This is a genomic window from Streptomyces scabiei 87.22, assembly GCF_000091305.1.
In the GTDB taxonomy this organism is placed as follows: domain Bacteria; phylum Actinomycetota; class Actinomycetes; order Streptomycetales; family Streptomycetaceae; genus Streptomyces; species Streptomyces scabiei.
The window spans coordinates 1,191,408-1,215,410 of record NC_013929.1; the positions used below are offsets into that span (position 1 = coordinate 1,191,408).

Genomic DNA, 24,003 nt, shown 5'->3' on the forward strand with positions numbered 1-24,003 from the left:
ACGCCTTTTCTTCCACACCGACTCCCCCGCGCCGTCGCGGCGCGGGGACGCACGAGGAGGTGACGTATGCCCTTCGACGACCGTACGGACGCCGGACGCCGACTGGCCCGTCGTCTCGGGCACCTGCACGACGAGGACATCGTGGTCCTGGGGCTGCCCCGGGGCGGCGTACCGGTCGCGTACGAGGTGGCCAGAGCGTGCGCGGCACCACTGGACGTGCTCGTGGTGCGCAAGCTGGGGGTGCCGCGGCAGCCGGAGCTGGCTTTCGGCGCGATCGGTGAACACGGTGTCCGTGTCCTCAACCAGGACGTGATCGACGACGCCGGACTGCGGAACGAGGAACTGGCCGACGTCGAGCATGCCGAGCGAGTGGAACTGGAGCGTCGTGTGGCCCGCTACCGCGCCGGGCGTGCCCGTGAGTCACTCGCGGGTCGCACCGTGCTGGTCGTGGACGACGGGCTGGCCACCGGTGCCACGGCCGAGGCGGCCTGCCGGGTGGTGCGCGGCCAGGGCGCGGCGCGGGTCGTTCTCGCCGTCCCGGTGGGATCGGCGGAGGCCGTCGCCCGGTTGCGCACGGTCGCCGATCACGTCGTCTGTCTGGAGACGTCCGAGGCCCTGGGCTCGGTCGGCGCGTGGTACCGCGACTTCACACAGACGCGTGACTCCGAGGTGATCGGCCTCCTCACGCGTGTCACCCCGGCTCCGTCCCCGTCTCCGACCCCCGCCCCCGTCACGAGCGGACGTTCCCGGACGCACTGTCCCAACAGGCCCTGAACGCCTACGAGGACCAGTGCGCCCCCGTCAACCCGCGGATGCCGATGCTCGCCGACATGGAGGCCCTGATGCGCGCGGCCCACTACGGGCCGGCTCCGGCGGGCCGACCACCGCGAGGGAACCCGAGGGCCTCGCCGCGGACCCCGAAGCCGCCGTGCGAGAGCGCGTGGCCACGGCTCGACGACACCGCCCCGGCGGCCGCCGGCCGCTCGCCGCTGTCCGCGCACCGGGAGCGGACAGCGGCTCCGTGCGTCCGCCGGATCCGCCCTCGGCGGCTCGGCGGCGTGTGGCGCGGTCGTCCTGAGAAGCGCCGCGCCGCCACCGGACGCTTCGGAGGCGGCGGAGAACGCCGCGGCTGTCGTCACAGGGGCAGGCGCACTCCGTACATCGTCCGCCTTCGGACGAGTTCACGTCCGGTGACCGGTTCCGCCTCGATGCGGACCAAGACGTCTCGCGGCGAGGCCGCCCACGGGGTCCCGTGGACCTCGTGGGCGGCCTCGAAGGCGATCAACCACCCCGTCCACGGCGCGGGCGGATTCCGAGGCGACCGAGCCGTGGGATGTGCCATCCGTCTTCGGCGGTGTCAGGCCGCCGGAACGGCGAGGACGTCGTGGCGGGGTCCGCCGAGGACGACCTTGAGCGCTCCGGTGTCGTTCGCGCGGGAGAAGACGTCGTACGCCTCCTCCATCCCGTCCAGCGGGAAGGTGTGCGTGACCAGGGAGGAGGTCGGCAGCCGCCCGGCGGCGGCCATCCGCAGCAGCATGGGTGTGGAGCGGGTGTCCACCAGGCCCGTCGTGATGGTCACGTTCTTGATCCACAGGTCTTCGAGGTGCAGGGTGGCCGGTTCGCCGTGCACACCGATGTTGGCCACGTGTCCGCCGGGGCGCACCATGCGGGTGCAGAGTTCGAAGGTCTCCGGGACGCCGACGGCCTCGATCACGACGTCCGCGCCGAGCCCGTCGGTGAGGTCGGAGACCAGCTGCTCCGGCGCCTCCCGGGCATCGGCCACGGCGTCCGCCCCGAGCCGCCTGGCGGCCTCCAGCCGGGCCGGGGCCAGGTCGACGGCGACGATCCGCTCGGGCGAGTACAGCCGGGCGGTGGCGATCGCGGCGAGGCCGACGGGGCCGGCACCGACGACGGCGACGGTGTCGCCGGGACCCACGTGCCCGTTGACCACACCCACCTCGTAGGAGGTGGGGAAGATGTCCGCCAGGAGCACCGCCTCCTCGCCGGCCAGCGTGCTGGGCAGCGGGTGCACGGACAGGTCCGCGAACGGGACGCGGACGTACTCGGCCTGGGTGCCGTCGATCAGGTGCCCGAGGATCCAGCCTCCGCCGCCCAGGCACTGACCGTACGCGCCCTCGCGGCAGAAGCGGCAGCGGCCGCAGGCGGTGATGCAGGAGACGAGCACACGGTCGCCGGGCCGCACGGTGCGTACGCCGCCACCGACCTCGACGACCTCACCGACCGCCTCGTGCCCCAGGACCGTGCCGGGGCGGACGCCGGGCACGTCACCCTTGAGGATGTGCAGGTCCGTCCCGCAGATCGTGACGGTGTCGACGCGGACGATCACGTCGGTGGGGTCCTTGATCCCCGGGTCGGGCACATCCTGCCAGGACGACTGTCCGGGGCCGCGGAACACGAAGCCCTTCATGACGATCCCTGCCTTTCTCGATCTGACCCGGCCCTTCTGTGTCACCTGCCGTGCCGGGACTGCCCCCGCAGATCCAGCTTGTCCCGCCCGACCGGACCGCGCATGGGCCGGTCGGCCCCGGCCCGGTGCCGGATGGGGTGGCGGGACCCCTTCTCGCAGGGTCTGCCGTTGCGCGGGCCGCTCGTGGCGCCCCTGCTGCGGCGTCCCGGCCCGGTCCCCGCCCTCCGGCACGATGGCGGAGGGCTGCCGGGCCGGGGCCGGAGGTCCCCTCCGGCCGGCGGAGCCGGTCCCCGTCGGCCTGGGAGCGGTACCTGTTCGGCCCATGTGAACAGCGTTCCACGACTGTCACCTTCTTTGGGGAGACGGTGACGAGGAGGCAGGGCCGATGAACGGCAGCAGGCACCCGAGGAGGACGAGGAAGGCACTGTGGCGTTGGCAGAACAATCCCCTGCGCCGACGCGAGGACACGGCGGAGACCTGGATCGTGCTGGCGGTGTGGGTGGTCGTCCTGGTCGGCGGGTCCGTCACCGGGCTCATGACGGCTCGGGCCGCCGACGCGGTCTTCGCCGAACAGCGTGCCGATCGTCGTTCCGTCTCGGCGGTGCTCCTGGCCGATGTCCCGTCGAATGCCTCGGGTGTGACCGGCACGCACGGCAAGGCTTCGGGAAAGGTGCGCTGGACGACCCCCGAGGGCGTCACCCGTACCGGTTCGACCTTGGTGGAGACCGGACAGAAGGCCGGCGCCGGGGTCGAGGTGTGGACCGACGGCCGGGGTGCGCTGAGCACAGAGCCGCCCACCCCCACCGAGGCGGCCGTGGAGGCGGGGGTCCTGGGCGTTGCGGCGGGCCTTGCCCTGAGCGGTCTGGTGTTCGGTGCCGGCGGCGTCGGACGGTGGTGGCTCGACCGGCGGCGGATCGCGCGATGGGGGGCGGAGTGGTCCCGGATCGGCCCGATGTGGAGCCAGAGGACAAGCTGACCGGGCATGATCTGGGCCGGGTTCGCCCCGCTCGCCTCGCGCGGTGCGAACCCGGCCCGGATCATCCCTGCTTTTCCCGCCCCCGCTTCTCCCGCCGCCACGATCCGCCGTCGAGGAGTTCACCGAGGTCGCCCACCACGATGTCGGCGCCGCTGCGGAGCAGTCGCTCACCGCTGGCCGGCCCTCGGGCGCGGTCCACGCCGACGACCAGGGAGAAGCCGCCGCGCCGTCCCGCCTCGACTCCGGCCAGGGCGTCCTCGACGACCGCGGCTCGGTCCGGGGGGACACCGAGACGGCGGGCCGCCTCCAGGAACAGGTCGGGGCACGGTTTACCGGCCAGGCCCAGTCGGGCGGCCTCTCCCCCGTCGATCAAGGTGTCGAAGAGATCCGCCACCCCGGCCCCGGTCAGCAGCTCACGGGCGTGCCGGGAGGCGGACACGGCCGCCACCGGTATTCGTGCCGCGCGCAGGGCACGGACCAGCCGTACCGTCCCCGGGTAGGCGTCGACGCCCTGTTCACTCAGCCGCCGGATGAACAGTCGTTCTTTGTCCGCCGCCACGGCGCTCACCGTCTCGGCCCCCGCTTCGATGCGGCGCGAGACGAGGAAGGCGGCGGCGCCGTCGAGTCGCGAGCGGCCGTCCACGAATCGCAGATAGTCGTCGCGGAGGTCGAAGGGGCGCCCCTGGTGGGGGTCATCGGGCGGGTGGGCGCGCAGGAAGGCATCGAAGGCGGTCTTCCAAGCCGCGGCGTGCACCCGTGCCGAGTCGGTGATCACTCCGTCGGTGTCGAACACGACCGCCCGGACATTCTCCAGTACGGGAGCGAGCGGTTCCCGGGACTTGATGGCCATGCCCTCTCCCTCACGGTCACGATGCCCTTGAACGACGCTTTGCGGCGCACGGCGAGCACGGTGTGGGTCATCACATCGCGCACGAGGCGGGGAGTGCGGGCGATCACGACCTCCGAGGTGCTCGGATGCCACACTGCGCCACCTTGAGGGTCGGGCACCCGGTCGTCCGTGGCACGGGGCCGTACGGCCTCTTCGCCTGCCGGGCTTCCGCGGTCCGCGCCCGCGCCGTGGCCGGTCCCGCCCGTGCCGCACGGATGCGTCGTCGCACTACGGATGCACCAGGGCCCTGCGAATGCGTCATGGATCCACGGACGCGTCAGCGCCCTGCTCATGCGTCCCCGGCACCCGCCACACCAGCGTCGTGCCACCGTCCTCGGGGCAGTCCCATTCCATCCGGCCGCCGAGTTGCCCGGCCCGCTCCGCCATGTTGCGCAGGCCACTGCGACGGCCGTCCGGCGGTATGCCCACCCCGTTGTCCCCGACCGTCAGCACCAGCCCGTGTCCGTCGGCCGCCAGCGCGATCTCGGCGCGGTCGGCGCGGGCATGGCGGGCGATGTTGGTCAGGGCCTCGGAGAGCACAGCGATCACGTGGTCGGCGGTCTCCTTCGACACGTCCGTGTCGATCAGCCCTTCCATCCGAAGGCTCGGCGTGAACCCGAGCACCGGTGCCGCCTCACCGACCGTCCGCACCACACGGGCTCGCAAGCCGCCGTCCGCCCCGCCGTCGTGGGTGCGCAGGCCGAAGATGGTCGATCTGATGATCTTGATGGTCTCGTCGAGGTCGTCCACCGCCCGCAGCACCCGCTCGGATGCCTCCGGGTGCTCGATGAAGCGCCCCGCGCTCTGCAGCGTCATCCCGGTGGCGAACAGGCGCTGGATGGCGAGGTCGTGCAGGTCCCGGGCGATCCGGTCGCGGTCCTTGAGCACCGCGATCTCCTCCGCGTCCTGGCGGCGTTCGGCCAGTTCCATGGCGATGGCTGCCTGGGCCGCGAAGACACGGAGCGGTTCGGTCTCCTTGGTGGTGAAGAGCGACTGTCCCGCCGCCCGGACCAGCAGGACGACGCCACGGATGCCCTCGTCCCGGGTGCCGACGGGGACGGCCACCGCCGGGCCGAGGCCGGTGATGCGGGGTGCTCCGCCCCACACACGCTCGTCGTGCGCGACGTCCTCGCTGGTCGCAGCGGTCGCGCCGGTGAACGCCTCGCCCACCAGGGTGCCCTCGACCGGGAGGACCAGCCCGCTCAACGACTTCGCCTCCTGTCCGATGGCCAGTTCCACCGTCAGCGACTCGGTGCCCTCCATCGGCACCACCACGACGGCGAGGGCCGCGCCGGTGATCTGCCTGGCCCGCTCCGCGATCAACCGAAGTACCAGGGCCTGCTCCGCCCCCGACATCAGGTCCTGGGTGATCTCGGCGTTGGCGCGCAACCACCGCTCCCGCAAGCGGGACTCCTCGTACAGCCGCGCGTTGTCGATCGCCACACCGGCCGCCACCGCCAGCGTCGACAGCACCGACTCGTCCTCCTCGTCGAACTGCGCCCCACCCCGCTTCTCCGTCAGATAGAGATTCCCGAACACCTGCTCACGCACCCGGATCGGGACCCCGAGGAAGGAGTTCATGGGCGGATGATGGGCTGGGAAACCGTAGGAGGCGGGGTGGTCGGCGATCCTGGTCAGCCGCAGGGGTTCCGGGTGGCTGATCAGCTCCCCCAGGATCCCGTGCCCCTCCGGGTACGGGCCGATCCGCGCGATCTGCTCCTCGCTCACCCCCACCGTATGGAAGGCCGACAGCCGCTTCCCGTCCGGCCCGATCACCCCCAGCGCCGCGAACTCCGCGTCCACCAGCACCGCGGCCGCCTCCACGATCCTGCGCAGCGCCAGCTCCAGCTCCAGTTCCCGGCCGACCGACAGCACCGCCTCCAGCAGGCTGTGCACCCGATCACGCGTCCCCCGCGCCGCGTCCAGCCGAGCCTGCAACTCCCCCAGCAGCTCGTCCAGCCGCAGCTGCGGCAGCCGTATGCGCGCCTCGTCGGAGCTTGGCACCGCGCTCCTCCATCTTCTGCCCGCGAAAGCAGGCACCGACCGGTCCGGCACCGGCCACGCTAGTGCGCGCGGCCGGGGAGGAACAGCGGACCAGGGCCGATCGGCCCGCCGCGGGGGACGGACAGCACCTCCCCGTCGGCCACCGTCCGTACGACGCTGGAACCGAAGCGAGTCCGCAGCCGACCGGAGGAGCCCGGCGCCATGGTCCGTTACGTGTACGACTTCACGGAGGGCGGCCGCGACATGGCCGACCTGCTCGGCGGCAAGGGAGCGAACCTGGCCGAGATGACCCGGCTGGGCCTTCCGGTCCCGCCCGGCTTCATCGTCACCACCGAGGCCTGCCGGGCGTTCCTGGCCACGGATGCCGAACCGGAGGGGATGTCGGAGGAGATCTCCCGGCATCTCAAGGCCGTGGAACAGGCCGTCGGACGGTCCCTCGGACAGCGGGACGACCCGCTGCTGCTGTCGGTCCGCTCGGGAGCGCGCTTCTCCATGCCCGGCATGATGGAGACGGTCCTGGACATCGGCCTGAACGACGAATCCGTCCAGGGGCTCGCCAAGACGTCGGGGAACGAGCGGTTCGCCTGGGACTCCTACCGTCGACTCGTTCAGATGTTCGGCAGCACGGTCATGGGAGTCGGCCCGGCCCTGTTCGAAGAGGCCATGGCGCTGCTCAAGGAGGCCCGGGAAGCCCCGGACGACGTGCGCCTCGACGCGAGCGACCTCGCCTGGCTCGTGGAGACCTACAAGTCCCTGATCCGTGACGAGACCGGACAGGACTTCCCCCAGTCCCCCGCCGAACAACTGCGTCTCGCCGTCCTCGCGGTCTTCCGCTCCTGGAACGGAGAGCGGGCCCGCCTCTACCGCAGGCGCGAGCACATCCCCGAGGACCTGGGCACCGCGGTCACCGTGCAGCGCATGGTGTTCGGCAACCTCGGGGCGGACTCCGGCAGCGGCGTCGCCTTCACCCGGGACCCCGCCACCGGTCGCCCCGGACTCTACGGCGACTACCTGTCCGACGCGCAGGGTGAGGACGTCGTCGCCGGCACCCGCAACACCGTCCCGCTGACGGACCTGGAGCGGCTGGATCCGGAGTCCCACCGGCGGCTGTGCGACCACATGGGCACCCTGGAGCGGCACTACCGCGACCTGTGCGACATCGAGTTCACCATCGAGCGCGGCACGCTGTGGATGCTGCAGACCCGGGTCGGCAAGCGCACGGCCGAGGCCGCGTTCGCCATCGCCGCCGAACTGGTCGAGGAGGGACTCATCACCCCGGACGAGGCGCTCGCCCGGGTGAGCGGGTCCGGGCTCGCCCGGCTCATGTTCCCGCGCTTCGACACCACCGCGACGGGTGACGTACTCGCCCGCGGTCTCCCGGCCTCGCCCGGTGCCGGGGTCGGTGCGGCGGTCTTCGACTCGGCCGAGGCCGTACGCCGGGCCGCCGCCGGCGAGAAGGTCGTCCTCGTACGCCACGAGACCACCCCCGACGACCTGCCCGGCATGCTCGCCGCCCAGGCGGTGCTGACCAGCCGGGGTGGCAAGACCAGCCACGCCGCCGTGGTGGCCCGCGGTATGGGCAAGGTCTGTGTGTGCGGCGCCGAGGAACTCACCGTGAACACCGATGCCCGGCGCTTCACCACGCGTGACGGCGCCGTCGTCGAGGAGGGCACGGTGCTCTCGGTCGACGGCTCGGCCGGTGCCGTGTACCTGGGTGGCGTTCCATTGGTGGCCTCCGCGTTCATGCGGTACCTGGAGACCGGTGAGCAGGCGGACGGGATCGTCGCGGCGGCTGCCCGGGCTCTGCGCCGGGCCGACTCCGTGCGCCGGCTGGAGGTGCGCGCCAACGCCGACACGCCGGAGGACGCGACCCGCGCACGGCGGTTCGGCGCCCAGGGCGTCGGGCTGTGCCGCACCGAGCACATGTTCCTCGGCGAGCGGCGCAAGCTGGTCGAGGAGATGATCCTGGCCCGCACGGACGGCGAGCGCGAACGGGCGCTGCGCGCGCTGCTGCCCCTGCAACGGCGGGACTTCGCCGGCATCCTGGAGGCCATGGACGGTCTGCCGGTCACCATCCGCCTGCTGGACCCGCCGTTGCACGAGTTCCTGCCCGACCGCACCGAGCTGGCCGTCCGTGTCGCCACGGCCGAGGCCCGCGGTGAACTGCCCGCCGCGCACGACACCGCACTGCTGGAAGCGGTCGACCGCATGCACGAGGAGAACCCGATGCTGGGCCTGCGGGGCGTACGTCTCGGACTGGTGGTGCCCGGACTGGTCGCGATGCAGGTGCGGGCGATCGCCGAGGCGGTCGTGGAGCGTGTCCGGGCCGGTGGCGCACCGCGTGCGGAGATCATGGTGCCGCTGGTCGGCGCGGTCGAGGAGCTACGGCTCGCCCGCGAGGAGGTGGAGCAGGTACTGGCCCGGGTCTCGGAGGAGACCGGTGTGCCCGTGCGGTGCCCCGTCGGCACGATGATCGAACTGCCCAGGGCCGCGCTCACCGCGGGCCGGATCGCCGAGGAGGCCGAGTTCTTCTCCTTCGGCACCAACGACCTCACCCAGACCGCGTGGGGCTTCTCCCGCGACGACGTCGAGGCGGCGTTCTTCTCCGCTTATCTCGACAAGGGCGTCTTCACCGCCTCACCGTTCGAGACGATCGACCGCGACGGTGTGGGCCGGCTGGTCCGGATCGCGGTCGACGAGGGCCGCGCCGCCCGCCCTGATCTGACGATCGGGGTGTGCGGCGAACACGGAGGCGACCCCGAGTCCGTGCACTTCTTCCATGCCGCAGGGCTCGACTACGTCTCCTGCTCTCCGTTCCGCATCCCCGTGGCCCGTCTGGAGGCCGGCCGTGCCACCTTGGCGAGGACGGACGTCAGCGACAGCCGGTGAGCGGGGCCCGGCGGCGGACGCCGGGGGCCGGTGCAACCGGCCGTCGGCCCGACAGCCGCGCCGCCGTCCCCCGGATTCGCTCGACCCTCGCATACGAGGCACCGCCCCGCCCCCTCCTGCCCGGGGCGAGGCGGCCCGGCACGCGCCGCGTCAGGTGTGCGGGACCACGGCTACCGGGACCACGGCGACCGGGGCGACGGAACGCCGTGGGGCGGCGTAGGTCACGGGGCCGATGTGCGGGGCGCCCCGGGCCGGACGGATCCGACGTCCGACGGCCACCGGACAGGCGTCGAGGGAGGCGTCCGCCGGATGCGCTCCCGGTCGGCCGACCACGGCCTCATCGGTCCCGTCCACTCCTGGGTACTTGTCCTGCCAGGGGGCGAGCAGGGCGGGCGGCTCCCGCCGCACGTCGGTCGCATGCCCGCCGACCGGACGCGGGCTGCGGCCGCGGACGACCCGAAGCCCGGGCGCCCGCCGGGAGGCCGCGTCGAAGGCGAACGTGAGGACCGTGTCGTCGGGGTCGGCGAGGTCCAGCCCCAGCACGACGTCCCGGTAGGCGGTCGTTGCTGTCCCGGACGCGTCGGTCCGGTACTCCCTCGTGGCCTCGGCGCGGACGAGAACGACCGGCCGCCCGGCCCGCTCCACCACGGCCGACGCCACGGAGCCGAGCAGGAACCCGGCGGCCCCGCCCAGGCCCCGCGGTCCGGGCACCGGCAGCTCGCCGTCCTCGACCGCGGCGGCCAGTGCCGATGCGGTGTCCCGGAGAGCCGCTCGGCCTCGATCGGCAGGCCGGGTGGCGTCGGGCCGGCCGGGTGACCGCCTCCCGCAGCAGGTCGGCGGAGAGACCGGTTCCCCGGCGAACGGCACATACCCGTGCGGTGGCAGGTCGCCGGCGTGCGCGCCCCGGAGCGGGAGGGAGCACATCTCACTCGCGAGCGGCCCAGTCCATGGCCGCGCGACTCTCCGGTGATCCGTCGAGACCGACGGCGGTCACACGGGACGTGCGCAGGCCGCTTTCGTCCGTACGGGCTGGTCCGTGCGGTCATGCGGCGGGGACGACGACCACCGGGCAGTGCGCGCGGTGCAGCAGGACGGGAGCCACCGCTGTCCGGTGCGGCGCGACGGCGGATGTGCGGCGGTGTGCACCGACGACCACCAGACCGGCCTCGCGGGTCGACTCCAGCAACGCCTCCGGGGCGCTCGTCCGTACCGTGACGGCCTCCACCGGAACATCGGCGTACCGCTCCCGCAAAGCGGCGAGGGCGAAGCGCGGGACGGCCTCCTCTACGCGTTCGTAGGAGGTGGCCGGGTCCGGTCGCCGGCATTCCGTGCTCACCAGCGGTGGCAGTGCGGGTGTGACGTGGCGGTGGGACCAGGAGTGCAGGACACGCAGCCGGGTGCCTCGGCGGCGGGCCTCCTCGAAGGCGTAGACCGCGGCCCGCTCGTCCGTGTCGTCCTCCAGGCCCAGCACCACCTCACGCCCACCGTCGCACGGATGGTCGCCGCGCACGACGAGCAGCGGACCGCGCACATGCCGGGCCAGCCGCAGGCTGACGGAACCGAGGAACAGGCCGGCGGTGCGGCCCATGCCCCGGGTGCCGACCACGGTGAGGGCCGCGTCGGCGCTCTCGCGTGCCAGCGCCCCCACAGCCCCGCCTTCGGCCGCGACGGCCCGCACGGGGAGGCCTGGGTGCCGCCCCCGGACGCGCGAGAGGGCGGCATTCAGGATCGGTGCGGCCTCGTCGCGGTCCGGCACGGCGTACACCAGGCGCAGCCCGACACCGCGCTGGACCGCTTCCCCGGCGGCCCAGTCCAGGGCCCTGGTGGAGGAGAGGGTGCCGTCCACCCCGACGACGACGACGTTGTGAGTCATGACTCCGGTTCCCTTTCGGCAGGCAGTGACCGGGGAGCACCGGGCGGTGGCCCCCTCCACGAGGCTGGCCGTGTCCCGCCTCCCCCGGGAGGAGCCGGGAGAACCCATCAGCGGGCCGAACGGCCCCTGTCCCCAGGGCCGTTCGGACCGTGGAGCCGGGTAGGCGTCACGGGTTCCGCCGCGGGGCGGGCCACAGGGCCTCTCTCCAGAACCACCAGGAAGGGGCCCAACGGCCCTTCCACAGCTCGCACGGGCTTGGCTTGCACGACTTCATGGACGACAACCACACGAGGTCTGCCGCGTACCGCACGACCCGGGCAGCCGACGGCAGCACGCTCCTGACGCTGCACGGCGAACTCGACCTCCGGGCGGTTCCCGCCCTTTCCGCGGCCCTGGACGCCCTGACGGACGTCCTCGCCGACGGCCGGCCGCACGGGCCGTGGCCGCCCCCCGGTGAGTCGCCCCGGGGCGGGGTCAGGTCCGGTGCCGGTCGACCGTCTCCGCAGGTCGGCAGCGCTGCGTCGATCGTCCAGCCGGCCGACGGCCGCCCGGTGGATCGTGCGGTTCGGCCGGGAGGCGTACGCACGGCGCCGAGGACGGGGTGAAGCCCGCAGCGGGGCTCCGCGCCGGGCGGCCTTGCCGGCGGTCCGGCCCACGCCCCGCAGGGTCGGGCCCGAGCCGTCCACGCCGACGTCGACCGGCAGGTTCTTCGTCCTCCCGCTCACCGTCCCGCGGCGAGGTCGAACACGATCCGGGCCTTGACCTGTCCGCGCAGCACCTCGTCGATGCAGTCGTTGACCGAGGCCAGCGGGCGCGTCTCGCAGACGACCCGGGTCCGGCCCGCCGCGTGCAGCTGGAAGACCTCGGCAAGATCCTGCCGGGTGCCGACGATCGACCCGATCACCGACGTGCCGTTGAGGACCGTGTCGAAGATCGGAACCTGGACGCTGCCGTGCGCGGGCAGCGCGACCATGACGAGCTTGCCACCGCGTCTGAGGCCCGTGTTGACGGCTGCGAAGGCCGCGTCGTTCACCGCCAGGGCGATGGCCGCGTGGGCACCGCCGTGCCGTTTGAGCACCTGGCCCACGTCCTGCTTGCGGGCGTCGACGAGGAGGTCCGCGCCGAGTTCGGCGGCCAGTTCGAGCTTCTCGTCGGTCACGTCGATCGCGGCGACGGTCGCCCCGGCGATCTTGGCGTACTGCACGGCGAGGTGTCCGAGGCCGCCGATCCCGGAGATCGCGACCAGCTGCGCGGGCTTCACCTCGGCGACCTTGAGCGCCTTGTACGTGGTCACGCCGGCGCAGGTCAGCGGGGCCGCGTCGATTGCGGTGACACCGTCCGGCACCGGCTGGGCGAAATCGGCCCAGGCCAACATCTTCTCGGCGTACCCGCCGTCGCAGCCGTAACCGGTGTTGATCTGCTGTTCGCACAGCGTCTCCCAGCCGGACAGGCAGTGCTCGCACCGCCCGCAGGCCCGGCCCAGCCAGGGCACGGCCACCCGCTGGCCGAGACGGAGGTGGGTGACCCCGTCACCGAGCTTCTCGACCAGGCCGACGCCCTCGTGGCCGGGGACGAACGGCGGGTTCGGCTTGACCGGCCAGTCGCCGCGAGCGGCGTGGATGTCGGTGTGGCACAGCCCGGACGCCTCCACCCGGACTCTGACCTGACCGGGGCCGGGCTCCGGATCGGGGCGCTCCTCGATGACCAAGGGCTCGCCGAAAGCACGGACGACCGCTGCCTTCATGGGTTCAACTCCTCGGGATGTGGCGTCAGTGGTGCGGGACGACGGCGACGGGCGCGGCGCTGTGGTGCAGGACGGCGTGGGCGACCGGGCCGATGTGGGCGCCGAACGGACTGCGGCGGATCCGGCGGCCCACCACGACCAGGGAGGCCTCGCGGGACGCGTCGACGAGGTGGGGGCCGGGCGTGCCGTAGTTCGACTCCTCGGTGACCTCGACGTCGGGGTGCTTCTCGCGCCACGGGCGCAGGACCTCGGTGAGGGCCGTGGTCTCGCGGCGGGCGAGGGCACCGTGGAGTTCGAGGTCGACGGAGAGGCCGTACGCGTAGTAGGGCGGCGGGTTCCACCCGTGGACGACTCGTAGGGATGTGTCCCGGCGGGCGGCTGCCGCGAACGCGAACTCGATCAGCTCCTCGTCGGGGTTCTCGATGTCGAGGCCGAGGACGACGGGCCGGAACGGTGCCGCCGCGGACGGGATGCCGGCCGGGTCCGTCTCATGCTTGTCCGAAGCCGGTTCGGCGGCGCGGACCAGGACGACCGGCCGTTCGGCGTGGGCGACGACCGCCAGCCCGACCGAGCCGACCATGAAGCCGCCGATGCCGCTCAGTCCGCGCGAGCCCAGGACCAGCAGAGCGGCGTCCTCGGCCGCATCGACCAGCACCTCGTAGGGCCGGCCGGAGACGTGCTCGGAGACGACCTCCAGCGCCGGGTGGCGCAGGCGGATGCCCTCGGCGGCCTCCCTGGGGATCCGCCCGGTCCAGTGCTGCTGGGTCTCCGCGCCGAGCAGGGGTGCCTGGGCCATCGGAACCGGGACGGGCTCCCAGACGTGGACCAATTTCAGCGGGACGCCGAGCAACTGGGCCTCGCGGGCCGCCCACTCGGCTGCCGAGCGGCTCTCACGGGAGCCGTCGAGGCCGACGGTGACGGTGCGGTTCATGATCTCCACCTTTGGGGTCGGAATACGGATCGGAGAGTTCGCGCGAGGACTTCGGGGTCCCGATTGCAGCTTCGTGCGCCGGGGCGGTTCCCCGGCAGGGGCCGCAAGTCCCTCGGGAGGGCCGACCGGCCCTGCGCCGCGCCTTCGTGGAGCGGCGGGCCCACCGTCGGGCCCGCCGCCTCTCCCACGGTCATCGCAGCCAGGGACTGCGGCGCACCGGCGGAAGTCCGGCCCAGAACCTGCCCAGGCCCAGGGTGTCGCCGGCGGCCGTGGCGGCGAGCACGACCAGGACGACGGCGTAGACGAGGTGGTACTCCGCGAACGGATTCGTCGACATGCTCGGCGAGCCGTCCGACAGGTGCCGAGCGGGCGGCCATTCGGCGACCCACATCAGCGCCATCATCACGGTGCCGGCGACGGCCGCGAGCCGCAGCGCCACTCCGGTGGTGAGGGCCAGCCCTATGCCGAGCAGCCCCAGCATGAACAGCCAGTCCGCCCAGGGGTCTCCCGCCCAGGAGTGGAAGGTGGACTCCATCGGCCCGACGGCCACGGAGCCGAGGAAGCCCCGCGTCGGCGAGCCGCCGTCGATCCAGCCCTTTCCGGACGGGGTGGCATAGCCGAGACCGAAGGTCTTGTCGAGGAACGCCCACAGGAAGACGAACCCGGTGAGCAGACGCAGGGACGCGAGGGCGTAGGCCGCCACCGCGTGCGTGCCGGTCGCCGCCGCGAGGGTGGGCTCTGCCGCCGAGGCGGCCCGGCTCCCGCGGAAGGACGGCAGGTGGAGGCCGGGCCTCCGGTGAGGGTGCTCGTGCACGGCCATGATGGGCTTCCCTTCGAAAGCGGTGGGGACGTGGTGTGATGCCTTCACTCTCGTCGCGTCCGCCGGGCCGCGCCGGATGCCGAAGGTCCGTGACCCCGGGGCTGAACGTCCCTGTCCGCAAGGCCTGTTGGACGACGGCTCGCTACCGGGCGGTGCGAGTGGTCGCGGACCGCGCCGCAGCCGTGGTCAGTGGGCGCGCACGCCGTGCGTCCTGAACCGTTCACTGATCCGTTCGATCAGGTCGGCGTCCGGGCAGGGGGTGTCGCGGAGCGGGAACGGCAGCCCCAGGGCCTCGTACTTGGCGGCGCCGAGCTTGTGGAAGGGCAGGACGTCCACGCGGTCGACGGCGCCGAGCCCGGACACGAAGCGGGCGAGGCCCTCGACGGACTCCGGTTCGTCCGTCCAGCCGGGCACCAGGACGTATCTGATCCACATCGCGACGCCGAGCCGGTCGAGGCGGGTGGCGAAGTTCAGGGTGGGGCCCAGTTCGCCGCCCGTCAGCCGACGGTAGGTGGTGACGTCGAAGGACTTGATGTCCAGCAGCACCAGGTCGGTGGCGTCCAGGAGTTCGTCGGTGGCGCGGACGCCGAGGAAGCCCGAGGTGTCGAGGGCGGTGTGCAGCCCCAGTTCCTTGGAGCGACGCAGGATCTCGCCGGTGAAACCGGACTGGAGGAGGGGTTCGCCGCCCGTGAGGGTGACTCCGCCGCCGGCTGTGGTGAGGAAGGGGCGGTACTTCTCGATCTCCGCCATGACCTCGTCGACCGTGGTCTCCTTCCCGTCGCGCATGTGCCAGGTGTCGGGGTTGGCGCAGTACAGGCAGCGCAGCGGACAGCCGGCGACGAACAGGACGAACCGGGTCCCGGGACCGTCCACGCCCGTGGACAGGTCCCAGGAGTGGATCCGGCCCCGGGGCGAGGGCATCCGGCTCACATCGATCCGTGGAAGGTGCGGCTGACGACGTCGAGTTGCTGCTCGCGGGTCAGCCGGACGAAGTTGACGGCGTATCCGGAGACGCGCACGGTCAGGTCGGGGTACTTCTCCGGGTGCTCCATCGCGTCCTGGAGCGTGGCGCGGTCCAGGACGTTGACGTTCATGTGGAAGCCGCCCGATGCGGTGTAGGCGTCGAGAATGCCGACGAGGTGGCCCGCGCGTTCCTCGGGACGGTGGCCCAGTCCCTCCGGTGTGATGGTCGTCGTCAGTGAGATGCCGTCGCGGGCCTGCTCGTACGGCAGCTTGGCGACCGACAGGGCCGAGGCGGCGACCCCGTGCCGGTCACGGCCGTTCATGGGGTTCGCGCCGGGCGCGAAGGGCTGTCCGGCGCGGCGGCCGTCGGGGGTGTTGCCGGTGTGCTTGCCGTAGACCACGTTGGAGGTGATGGTGAGGACCGACTGGGTGTGCTCGGCGCCCCGGTAGGTGGGATGCTCGCGCACCTTCGCCATGAACGACTCGACCAGGCTGACGGCGATGTCGTCGGCGCGGTCGTCGTTGTTGCCGTAGGCCGGGAAGTCCCCCTCCGTGCGGAAGTCGACGGCGAGGCCGCCGGCGTCCCGGAACACCTTCACCCGCGCGTACTTGACGGCAGACAGGCTGTCGACGGCAACCGACAGACCGGCGACACCGCAGGCCATGAAACGGTGCACGGGGTGGTCGTGCAGCGCCATCTCGATGCGCTCGTAGGCGTACTTGTCGTGCATGCAGTGGATGACGTTCAGCGCGTCGACGTACGTCGCGGCCAGCCAGTCCAGGACGCGGTCGTACGCCGCCGACAGTTCCTCGTAGTCCAGGTACTCCCCGGTGAGCGGGGGCGCGGCCGGGGCGATCTGCTCGGCGGTCATCTCGTCCCGGCCGCCGTTGACCGCGTACAGCAGTGCCTTGGCGAGGTTCACCCGGGCACCGAAGAACTGCATCTGCCGGCCCACGGCCATGGCGGAGACACAGCAGGCGATCGCCGTGTCGTCCCCGGTGCGGGGGCGCGTCAGCTCGTCGGACTCGTACTGGACGGCGCTGGTGTCGATGGAGACCTGCGCGCAGAACCGCTTGAAGCCCTCCGGCAGCCGCGGCGACCACAGCACGGTGAGGTTCGGCTCGGGGGCGGGGCCCAGGTTGTACAGCGTCTGCAGGAACCGGAAGGAGGTGCGGGTGACCAGGGGGCGTCCGTCGGCCCCGATGCCCCCGATGGACTCCGTCACCCATGTCGGATCGCCGGAGAAGAGGGCGTCGTACTCGGGGGTGCGGAGGAAGCGCACGATCCGCAGCTTGATGACGAAGTCGTCGATCAGCTCCTGGGCGCGGGTCTCGTCGAGCAGCCCGGCCGTCAGGTCCCGCTGGAGGTAGACGTCGAGGAACGTCGAGGTGCGTCCCAGCGACATCGCGGCGCCGTTCTGTTCCTTGACGGCGGCGAGGTAGCCGAGGTAGAGCCACTGCACGGCTTCGTGGGCGGTCTCGGCGGGGCGGGAGACGTCACAGCCGTACGTGGCGGCCATGCGGGTCAATTCGCCCAACGCCCTTGTCTGTTCGGCGAGTTCCTCTCGGTCACGGATGACGTCGGCGGTGGAGGGGCGGGCGTCCAGCAGGGCGCGCTCGGCCCTCTTCGCCTCGGTCAGCCGGTCCGTGCCGTACAGGGCCACGCGCCGGTAGTCGCCGATGATCCGGCCCCGGCCGTACGCGTCGGGCAGGCCGGTGATGATGCCCGCCTTGCGGGCGGCGCGCATCTCGGGGGTGTAGGCGTCGAAGACACCGTCGTTGTGGGTCTTGCGGTACGTGCCGAAGACCCGGGTGACGAACGGGTCGGGCTCGTAGCCGTAGGCGCGCAGCCCGTTCTCCACCATCCGCAGCCCGCCGTTCGGCATGATCGCGCGCTTGAGCGGCGCGTCCGTCTGCAGGCCGACGATCAGTTCGCGGTCGCGGTCTATGTACCCGGGCGCGTGCGAGGTGATCGTCGATGGGGTCGCGGTGTCGACATCGAGGACGCCCCGGCCTCGCTCCTCGGGGAACAGCGCGGTGATCTTCGCCCAGACGGCGCGGGTGCGGTCCGTCGGGCCGCTGAGGAAGCCGGCGTCGCCCTCGTACGGGGTGTAGTTGGCCTGGATGAAGTCTCGTACGTCGATCTGTTCGCGCCAGTGCGTCCCGGCGAAGTCCCGCCAGGCGTCGCTCGTTCGGCTGCCCACGGTCGTGGTCGCGGTCATCGCCGGTCCTCTCCTCGGTTCGTCGCACCTGCCTGCACCTCGGATGCTCGCCGCTGCGTGCCGGTCGGAGGGAGTGCCGACAGGGCACGCGGGGCCGGGCCGCACGGCCCTGCTCCACCGGGCCGGGTGGCCCGGTACCCGCACGGCCGACCAACCGGGCGGTGCCCGCGGTCCTGGGCCCGTGGACCGTCGGGGAACCCGCGCCCGCGCAGTTGGCGACGGGCTGTCGGGCATCCCCTGCCACAGCTCCGCGGCCGGAATCGTGCCCCTGAGGGCCGCACTCGGTGCCGCCCGGCTGCCATGCTCCCGGACGGTGGGGACTCGCTGTCACCCGTGCGCGGCCGTCCGCCGAGGCCGTTGCGGGGCTCGGTCCACCGGGGCCGTGTGCGGGTGGTCCGGTGTGCGGTCCTCGGATGTGTCGGACGGGTGGTCCTCGGTCCGGTCCGCGCGAGCGTCGTGCTCTCGGGCCTGCCGCCGCAGCCGCCGTACGAACAGCGCGTCGAGGACGGCGCTCAACACGAACGTGAGGGCCGCGGACCCGCCCAGGAGTACGGCGAACAGCCTCCGGAAGCCGGGAGTCGGTGAGGTACCCACGCTGCTCATCCCCCTCGGTCGGGCGGGTCGTCCCCCCGCCTTCATGGAACCGCGGGGCCCGAGCCGCCGCAGGATGCCGGAAGGCTCGTCCGCCCCGCCGAACGGCCCGGGTGAGGGACCGTACGGCCCATGGCGGGCGGGGAGCGGCAGGCACAGGCCGGCCATGGCGGTTCCTGCGGAACGCAGGGAGGCACATCTCGTCCACCCACAGGCCGACGGGCCTGTCACCGTGCGAACGGGACAGTGACGCGCTGACCCGGTGAGGGACTGGCCGACCGCGGGATCGGCAAACGCCGCGAGCCCCGGCGCGCGCCGCACGGAGGGGGCGGTACGGATCACCGCTGCCCCCGGCCCGTGTCCGACGGGGGCGGGGGCGCGAGCGGTTGCCCGCCGGTCGGTGTCAGTGGGAGCGGGCCGTGGCCGTCCGGCGGGTCAGGGCGTGCCGGACGCCGGTCTCGGTGAAGGCCAGGGCCGCCGCCGCGACGAGGCCGAGCAGGACGAGGCCGAGTGCGTACGAGCCGTAGGCGCCGTACAGCGAGCCCATCACCAGCGGTGGCACGAACCCGCCGAGGCCGCCCGCGGCGCCGACGACCCCCGTGACCGAGCCGACCTTGTTCGCGGGAGCCAGCAGCGCGACCAGGGCGAACACCGCTCCGCTCCCCGCGCCCAGCGCGGCGGCCATCGTCAGGAAGGCGAGGGTGCCGACGGGTGCCAGGGCCGGGGTGAGGGCCTGAACGACGGCTCCCGTCAGTACCGCGCCGAGCGCCGCGGCCAGGACCCGGACCGGTCCGAGGCGGTCCGACAGCCAGCCGCCGATCGGCCGCATCGCCACCGCCAGGAGCACGAAGCCGGCCATCCGGTTCGCCGCGTCGGCCTGGGTGAGGCCGTAACCGGTCTTGAGGTAGGTGGGCAGATAGACGGAGAAGGCGACGTAGCCACCGAAGGCCACGGCGTACAGGGCGGACGCCTGCCAGGTGACGCCGAGGCGCAGCGTGTCGGCGAGCCGTCGGGAGAGCGGCTCGGTGGGCACCGTGCGACCGGGGGCGTCGCGGAGGAACACGGCGGCGGCGACGGCATAGGCCGCCAGGACGGCCGCGGTGAGCAGGAACGGGTTGGCCATGCCGTGGGCGTCGACCAGCTTCACCGTGGTCAGGGCGCTGATCGCGGTGCCGCCCATGCCCATGCCGAAGACCCCGATGGCCAGTCCGCGCCGTTCGGGCGGGAACCAGGCACCGACGAAGGGCACTCCGACGGCGAACGCGGTGCCGCCGACTCCGAGGAGGAACCCGCCGACGAGCAGCGCGGTGAGCGAGGAGTGACCGGCCAGGCCCAGGTAGAGCACCGGGAGGACGGTGGACGCCGAGACGAGGGGGAACATGACTCGTCCCCCGAACCGGTCGGTCAGCGCACCGACCGGGATGCGCCCGAGGGAGCCGACCACGACGGGTACGGCCACGAGCAGGGACTGCTGGAAGGAGCTGAGTTCCAAGGTGTCCTTGAACCGGGGGCCGAGAGGGCTCAGCAGGGCCCAGGCCCAGAAGTTGACGGCGAAGCCGACGGTGGCCAGGGCCAGCATCGGCCATGCCCGGCCGGGTACGGCACCTCCCGTCGGTCTGCCGTTCTCTGTCGTCGAAGACTGGACCATGGTGTCCGTTCCTTCCCCTTCACGCATGTGCGGGATCTCGGGTTCGCGGTGATGTGCACGGACTTGTCGTCCGGCTTCTCGGTCGGGGTGCGACAACCCGCGCCAACTGTCCTCAGGTGCGCGCCCGGTCGGCATGGGCCGGACGTCCCTGTCGGGGGCCGGAAGGCCCGGGGGAACCGCCGCTGATCGCGCACGACCGGTGATGTGCGGCCCGGGGCAGGGCCGTTCGGCCCTGTCCGTGCTTCCGTGATGGGGCCGGACGGGCCTGTCCCCGAGGACCGTCGACCCCGGGTGCGCCCGGGCCCGCCCCGCCTAGCGTCCTGGGCATGGACGACGAGCAGAACGCAGGGCGCCGGGTGGCACGAGACGGCGGGGGATGGCCGCTCGCGGCCCGGAGGCTGCTCACCCGTCGCGAGGTGTCGGCCGACGGCCGGGCCGTGTTCGGCGAAGCCGACCCCCGCTGGGAGGACTTCTACCGGGACCGCTGGGCCCACGACAAGGTGGTGCGTTCGACGCACGGGGTGAACTGCACCGGTTCCTGCTCGTGGATGGTGTATGTCAAGGACGGCATCATCACCTGGGAGCACCAGGCCACCGACTACCCGTCGATCGGCGCGGACTGCCCCGAGTACGAGCCGCGTGGCTGCCCCCGAGGAGCCTCGTTCTCCTGGTACACGTACTCGCCCAGCCGCGTCCGGTACCCCTACGTGCGCGGGGAGTTGCTGAAGCTGTGGCGCGAGTCCCGGCGCCGCCTCGGTGACCCGGTGGCGGCCTGGGCCGAGATCACCGGCGACCCGGCCAAGGCACGTGCGTACAAACGGGCCCGGGGCAAGGGCGGGCTCGTGCGCGCCGACTGGGACGAGGTGAGCGAGCTCATCGCCGCCGCCCACGTCCACACGGTCAAGGCCTACGGCCCCGACCGCGTCGCCGGGTTCTCCCCCATCCCTGCGATGTCCATGGCGTCCTTCGCCGCCGGCGCACGCTTCATGTCGCTCATCGGCGGCACCCTGCTGTCGTTCTACGACTGGTACGCGGACCTGCCGATTGCCTCACCGCAGGTCTTCGGCGACCAGACCGACGTACCGGAGGCGGCCGACTGGTGGAACGCCGGGTATCTGATCATGTGGGGCTCGAACATCCCCGTCACCCGCACTCCGGACGCGCACTTCCTCACCGAGACCCGCTACAACGGCACCAAGGTCGTCGCGGTCAGTCCGGACTACGCCGACAACGTCAAGCACGCCGACGAGTGGCTGGCCCCGCATCCGGGCACGGACGGCGCGCTGGCGATGGCCATGGGCCACGTCATCCTGCGCGAGTTCCTGGTGGACCGTGAAGTGCCCTACTTCCGCGACTACTTGAGGACGTACACGGACGCCCCGTTTCTGGTGACCCTGCGTGAGCGCGACGGGCACGGTCTGGTCCCGGACGGGTTCCTGACCGCCGCCGATCTCGGCGGCAAGGAGGAGCACGCCGAGTTCAAGACGGTTCTCGTGGACCGGGCCACCGGCGATCCGGTGGTCCCCGGCGGCTCGCTCGGCTTCCGGTGGGGGGAAGCCGGGCGTGGCCGCTGGAATCTCGGCCTGGGCGACGTGGTCCCCGAGCTGAGCCTGCTCGACCGGGCCGAGGACACGGTCGAGATCGTGCTCCCCCGCTTCGACGAGGGGCCGACGGAGGGCGGTTCGACGATGGTGCGCGGGGTCCCGGTGCGCCGGGTCGGCGGACGCCTGGTCACCACGGTCTTCGACCTGATGCTGGCGCAGTACGGGGTGCGGCGGCCGGGGCTGCCGGGCAGCTGGCCGTCGTCGTACGAGGACGCCGCGCAGCCATACACGCCCGCCTGGCAGGAGACCATCACCTCCGTCCCTGCCGAGCAGGCCGCCCGGATCGCCCGCGAGTTCGCCCGCAACGCCGAGCGGACCAACGGCCGTTCGATGATCGCCCTCGGTGCCGGCACCAACCACTGGTTCCACTCCGACACGATCTACCGGGCGTTCCTCGCCCTGGTCACGATGACCGGCTGCCAGGGCGTCAACGGCGGCGGCTGGGCGCACTACGTCGGCCAGGAGAAGATCCGCCCCCTCACCGGCCTGCAGCATCTGGCGTTCGCCTTCGACTGGCAGCGGCCCACCCGGCACATGGCCGGCACCTCGTACTGGTACCTCAACACCGACCAGTGGCGCTACGAGGCTTTCGGGCCGGACGAGTTGGCGTCGCCGCTGGGCGAGGGCCGGTTCGCGGGGCGTGCGACCGCCGACTGTCTGGCCCAGGCGATCCGCATGGGGTGGACGCCGGGGCATCCCGGATTCAACCGCAACCCGCTGGACCTCACGGACGAGGCAGCGGCTCAAGGCCGTACACCTTCTGAGCACATCGTCGACGAACTCACGTCCGGACGGTTGAAGTTCGCCGCCGAGGACCCCGACGACCCGGCCAACTTCCCGCGTGTGCTGACGGTGTGGCGGGCGAACCTGCTCGGTTCCTCCGGCAAGGGCAACGAGTACTTCCTGCGCCATCTGCTGGGCACGGACGCCGCGGTCCGCTCCGCGGAGACGCCTCCCGAGGGGCGCCCCAGGGACGTGGTGTGGCGGGAGGAGGCCCCGGAAGGCAAGCTCGACCTGCTGGTCACCATGGACTTCAGGATGACCTCCACGGGGCTGCTCGCCGACGTGGTCCTCCCGGCAGCCACCTGGTACGAGAAGGACGACCTGTCGTCGACCGACATGCACCCCTTCGTGCACGCCTTCACCCCGGCCATCGCCCCGCCCTGGCAGGCCCGGACCGACTACGACGCCTTCCTGACCATCGCCGACCGGTTCAGCGAACTGGCCGCCGACCATCTCGGCACCCGCACCGACGTCCTCGCCGTACCCCTCATGCACGACACCCCGGACGAACTCGCGCAGCCCGGCGGCGTCGTCCGGGACTGGAAGGCCGGCGAGTGCGAACCGGTCCCGGGGCGGACCATGCCGAAGCTGGTCACGATCGAGCGGGACTACACCGCCGTGGCCCAGAAGATGCGTGCCGTCGGCCCGCTGCTGGACACGCTGGGCACCACGACGAAGGGGGTGACCGTCCACCCGGGCCGGGAGGTGGCCGAACTGGGGCGCCTCAACGGTACCGCGACGGCCGGAGCCGGCGCCGGCCGCCCCTCGCTGGCCACCGCCGCCGACATGTGCGAGGCGATCCTCGCCCTGTCCGGCACCACCAACGGCCGTCTGGCCACCGAGGGCTTCCGGCGCCTCCGGGAACGCACCGGCAGCGAGGGCCTGGTGGAACTGTCCGCCGAACGCGAGGCCGAGCGCATCACCTTCGCCGACACCCGCACCCAGCCCCGCGCGGTACTGACCTCGTACGAGTGGTCGGGCAGCGAGACGGGCGGTCGCCGGTACTCCCCGTTCGTCATCAACGTCGAGCACAAGAAGCCCTGGCACACCCTCACCGGCCGCCAGCACTTCTTCGTCCAGCACGACTGGATGGCGGAATTGGGCGAGCAACTGCCCGTCTACCGGCCACCCTTGAACACACAGAGGCACTACGGAAACGAGGAACTGGGCGGCGAACGGGCCGAGGTGACGGTCCGCTACCTCACCCCGCACTCCAAGTGGTCCATCCACTCCGAGTACCAGGACAACGCCTACATGCTCGCCCTGTCCCGGGGCGGCCCGGTGATCTGGATGTCCACCGCCGACGCCGAGAAGATCGGCGTGAAGGACAACGAGTGGATCGAGGCGTACAACCGCAACGGCGTCGTCGCAGCCCGCGCCGTGGTCACCCACCGTATGCCCGAGGGCACGGTGTACATGTACCACGCCAAGGACCGCACGGTGAACGTCCCGAAGACCGAGGTGAGCGGCAGGCGCGGCGGCATCCACAACTCCCTGACCCGGCTCCTGGTCAAGCCCACCCATCTCGCGGGCGGCTACGCGCAGTTCACCTACGCCTTCAACTACTACGGCCCGACCGGGAACCAGCGCGACGAGGTCACCGTCATCCGCCGCCGCTCACAGGACGTGGAGTACTGA

The 24,003-nt window shown here is 72.4% G+C and carries 16 protein-coding genes; 4 read left to right on the forward strand and 12 right to left on the reverse strand.

Annotated features, from left to right (window positions below; all coding sequences use genetic code 11):
- The first annotated feature begins 66 nt into the window (after positions 1 to 66).
- Positions 67 to 774 (forward strand): phosphoribosyltransferase, encoded by a 708-nt coding sequence (locus SCAB_RS05010; RefSeq protein ID WP_012998960.1) that lies wholly within the window; start codon positions 67 to 69, stop codon positions 772 to 774.
- Positions 775 to 1,357: 583 nt separating this feature from the next.
- Here SCAB_RS05010 and SCAB_RS05015 read toward each other — a convergent pair.
- The gene (locus SCAB_RS05015; RefSeq protein ID WP_012998961.1) at positions 1,358 to 2,428 is read right to left on the reverse strand and encodes a zinc-dependent alcohol dehydrogenase family protein; all 1,071 of its coding nucleotides are present in this window, start codon (positions 2,426 to 2,428) and stop codon (positions 1,358 to 1,360) included.
- 385 nt (positions 2,429 to 2,813) lie between these two features.
- Between SCAB_RS05015 and SCAB_RS05020 the strand changes: the two genes are divergently transcribed.
- On the forward strand, positions 2,814 to 3,404 hold the full coding sequence (locus SCAB_RS05020) for an Rv1733c family protein (RefSeq protein ID WP_012998962.1): 591 nt from the start codon (positions 2,814 to 2,816) through the stop codon (positions 3,402 to 3,404).
- Between the two features lie 61 nt (positions 3,405 to 3,465).
- Here the strand turns inward: SCAB_RS05020 and SCAB_RS05025 are convergent, their stop codons facing one another.
- A complete protein-coding gene (locus SCAB_RS05025) occupies positions 3,466 to 4,254 on the reverse strand; it encodes an HAD family hydrolase (RefSeq protein WP_012998963.1) in 789 nt (262 codons plus the stop codon).
- A 297-nt stretch (positions 4,255 to 4,551) separates the two neighbouring features.
- The gene (locus SCAB_RS05030; protein WP_012998964.1) at positions 4,552 to 6,297 is read right to left on the reverse strand and encodes a sensor histidine kinase; all 1,746 of its coding nucleotides are present in this window, start codon (positions 6,295 to 6,297) and stop codon (positions 4,552 to 4,554) included.
- 201 nt (positions 6,298 to 6,498) lie between these two features.
- Here SCAB_RS05030 and ppdK point away from each other — a divergent pair, with 201 nt between their 5' ends.
- Positions 6,499 to 9,186, forward strand: a complete 2,688-nt coding sequence (gene ppdK, locus SCAB_RS05035; protein WP_012998965.1) for a pyruvate, phosphate dikinase — start codon at positions 6,499 to 6,501, stop codon at positions 9,184 to 9,186.
- Positions 9,187 to 9,336: 150 nt separating this feature from the next.
- Here ppdK and SCAB_RS05040 read toward each other — a convergent pair whose 3' ends face one another.
- From SCAB_RS05040 to SCAB_RS05085, 9 genes are all read right to left on the reverse strand, one after another.
- Positions 9,337 to 9,897, reverse strand: coding sequence for an adenine nucleotide alpha hydrolase family protein (locus SCAB_RS05040; RefSeq protein WP_012998966.1), 561 nt, complete (start codon positions 9,895 to 9,897; stop codon positions 9,337 to 9,339).
- A gap of 331 nt (positions 9,898 to 10,228) precedes the next feature.
- On the reverse strand, positions 10,229 to 11,059 hold the full coding sequence (locus tag SCAB_RS05045) for a universal stress protein (protein WP_012998967.1): 831 nt from the start codon (positions 11,057 to 11,059) through the stop codon (positions 10,229 to 10,231).
- 721 nt (positions 11,060 to 11,780) lie between these two features.
- Positions 11,781 to 12,803: an alcohol dehydrogenase AdhP gene (adhP, locus tag SCAB_RS05055; protein ID WP_012998969.1), complete on the reverse strand. Its 1,023-nt coding sequence runs from the start codon at positions 12,801 to 12,803 to the stop codon at positions 11,781 to 11,783.
- A gap of 25 nt (positions 12,804 to 12,828) precedes the next feature.
- Positions 12,829 to 13,734 (reverse strand): universal stress protein, encoded by a 906-nt coding sequence (locus SCAB_RS05060; protein ID WP_037726885.1) that lies wholly within the window; start codon positions 13,732 to 13,734, stop codon positions 12,829 to 12,831.
- 190 nt (positions 13,735 to 13,924) lie between these two features.
- Entirely contained in the window at positions 13,925 to 14,554 is a 630-nt protein-coding gene (locus tag SCAB_RS05065) for a DoxX family membrane protein (protein WP_012998971.1), read from the reverse strand.
- 186 nt (positions 14,555 to 14,740) lie between these two features.
- The gene (pflA, locus tag SCAB_RS05070) at positions 14,741 to 15,475 is read right to left on the reverse strand and encodes a pyruvate formate-lyase-activating protein (RefSeq protein ID WP_012998972.1); all 735 of its coding nucleotides are present in this window, start codon (positions 15,473 to 15,475) and stop codon (positions 14,741 to 14,743) included.
- 5 nt (positions 15,476 to 15,480) lie between these two features.
- On the reverse strand, positions 15,481 to 17,739 hold the full coding sequence (gene pflB / locus SCAB_RS05075; RefSeq protein WP_041668900.1) for a formate C-acetyltransferase: 2,259 nt from the start codon (positions 17,737 to 17,739) through the stop codon (positions 15,481 to 15,483).
- A 327-nt stretch (positions 17,740 to 18,066) separates the two neighbouring features.
- Positions 18,067 to 18,333 (reverse strand): hypothetical protein, encoded by a 267-nt coding sequence (locus SCAB_RS05080; protein WP_148274178.1) that lies wholly within the window; start codon positions 18,331 to 18,333, stop codon positions 18,067 to 18,069.
- Between the two features lie 400 nt (positions 18,334 to 18,733).
- Positions 18,734 to 19,978, reverse strand: coding sequence for an MFS transporter (locus tag SCAB_RS05085; RefSeq protein ID WP_041668903.1), 1,245 nt, complete (start codon positions 19,976 to 19,978; stop codon positions 18,734 to 18,736).
- A gap of 326 nt (positions 19,979 to 20,304) precedes the next feature.
- Between SCAB_RS05085 and SCAB_RS05090 the strand changes: the two genes are divergently transcribed.
- The gene (locus SCAB_RS05090) at positions 20,305 to 24,003 is read left to right on the forward strand and encodes a nitrate reductase subunit alpha (protein WP_012998975.1); all 3,699 of its coding nucleotides are present in this window, start codon (positions 20,305 to 20,307) and stop codon (positions 24,001 to 24,003) included.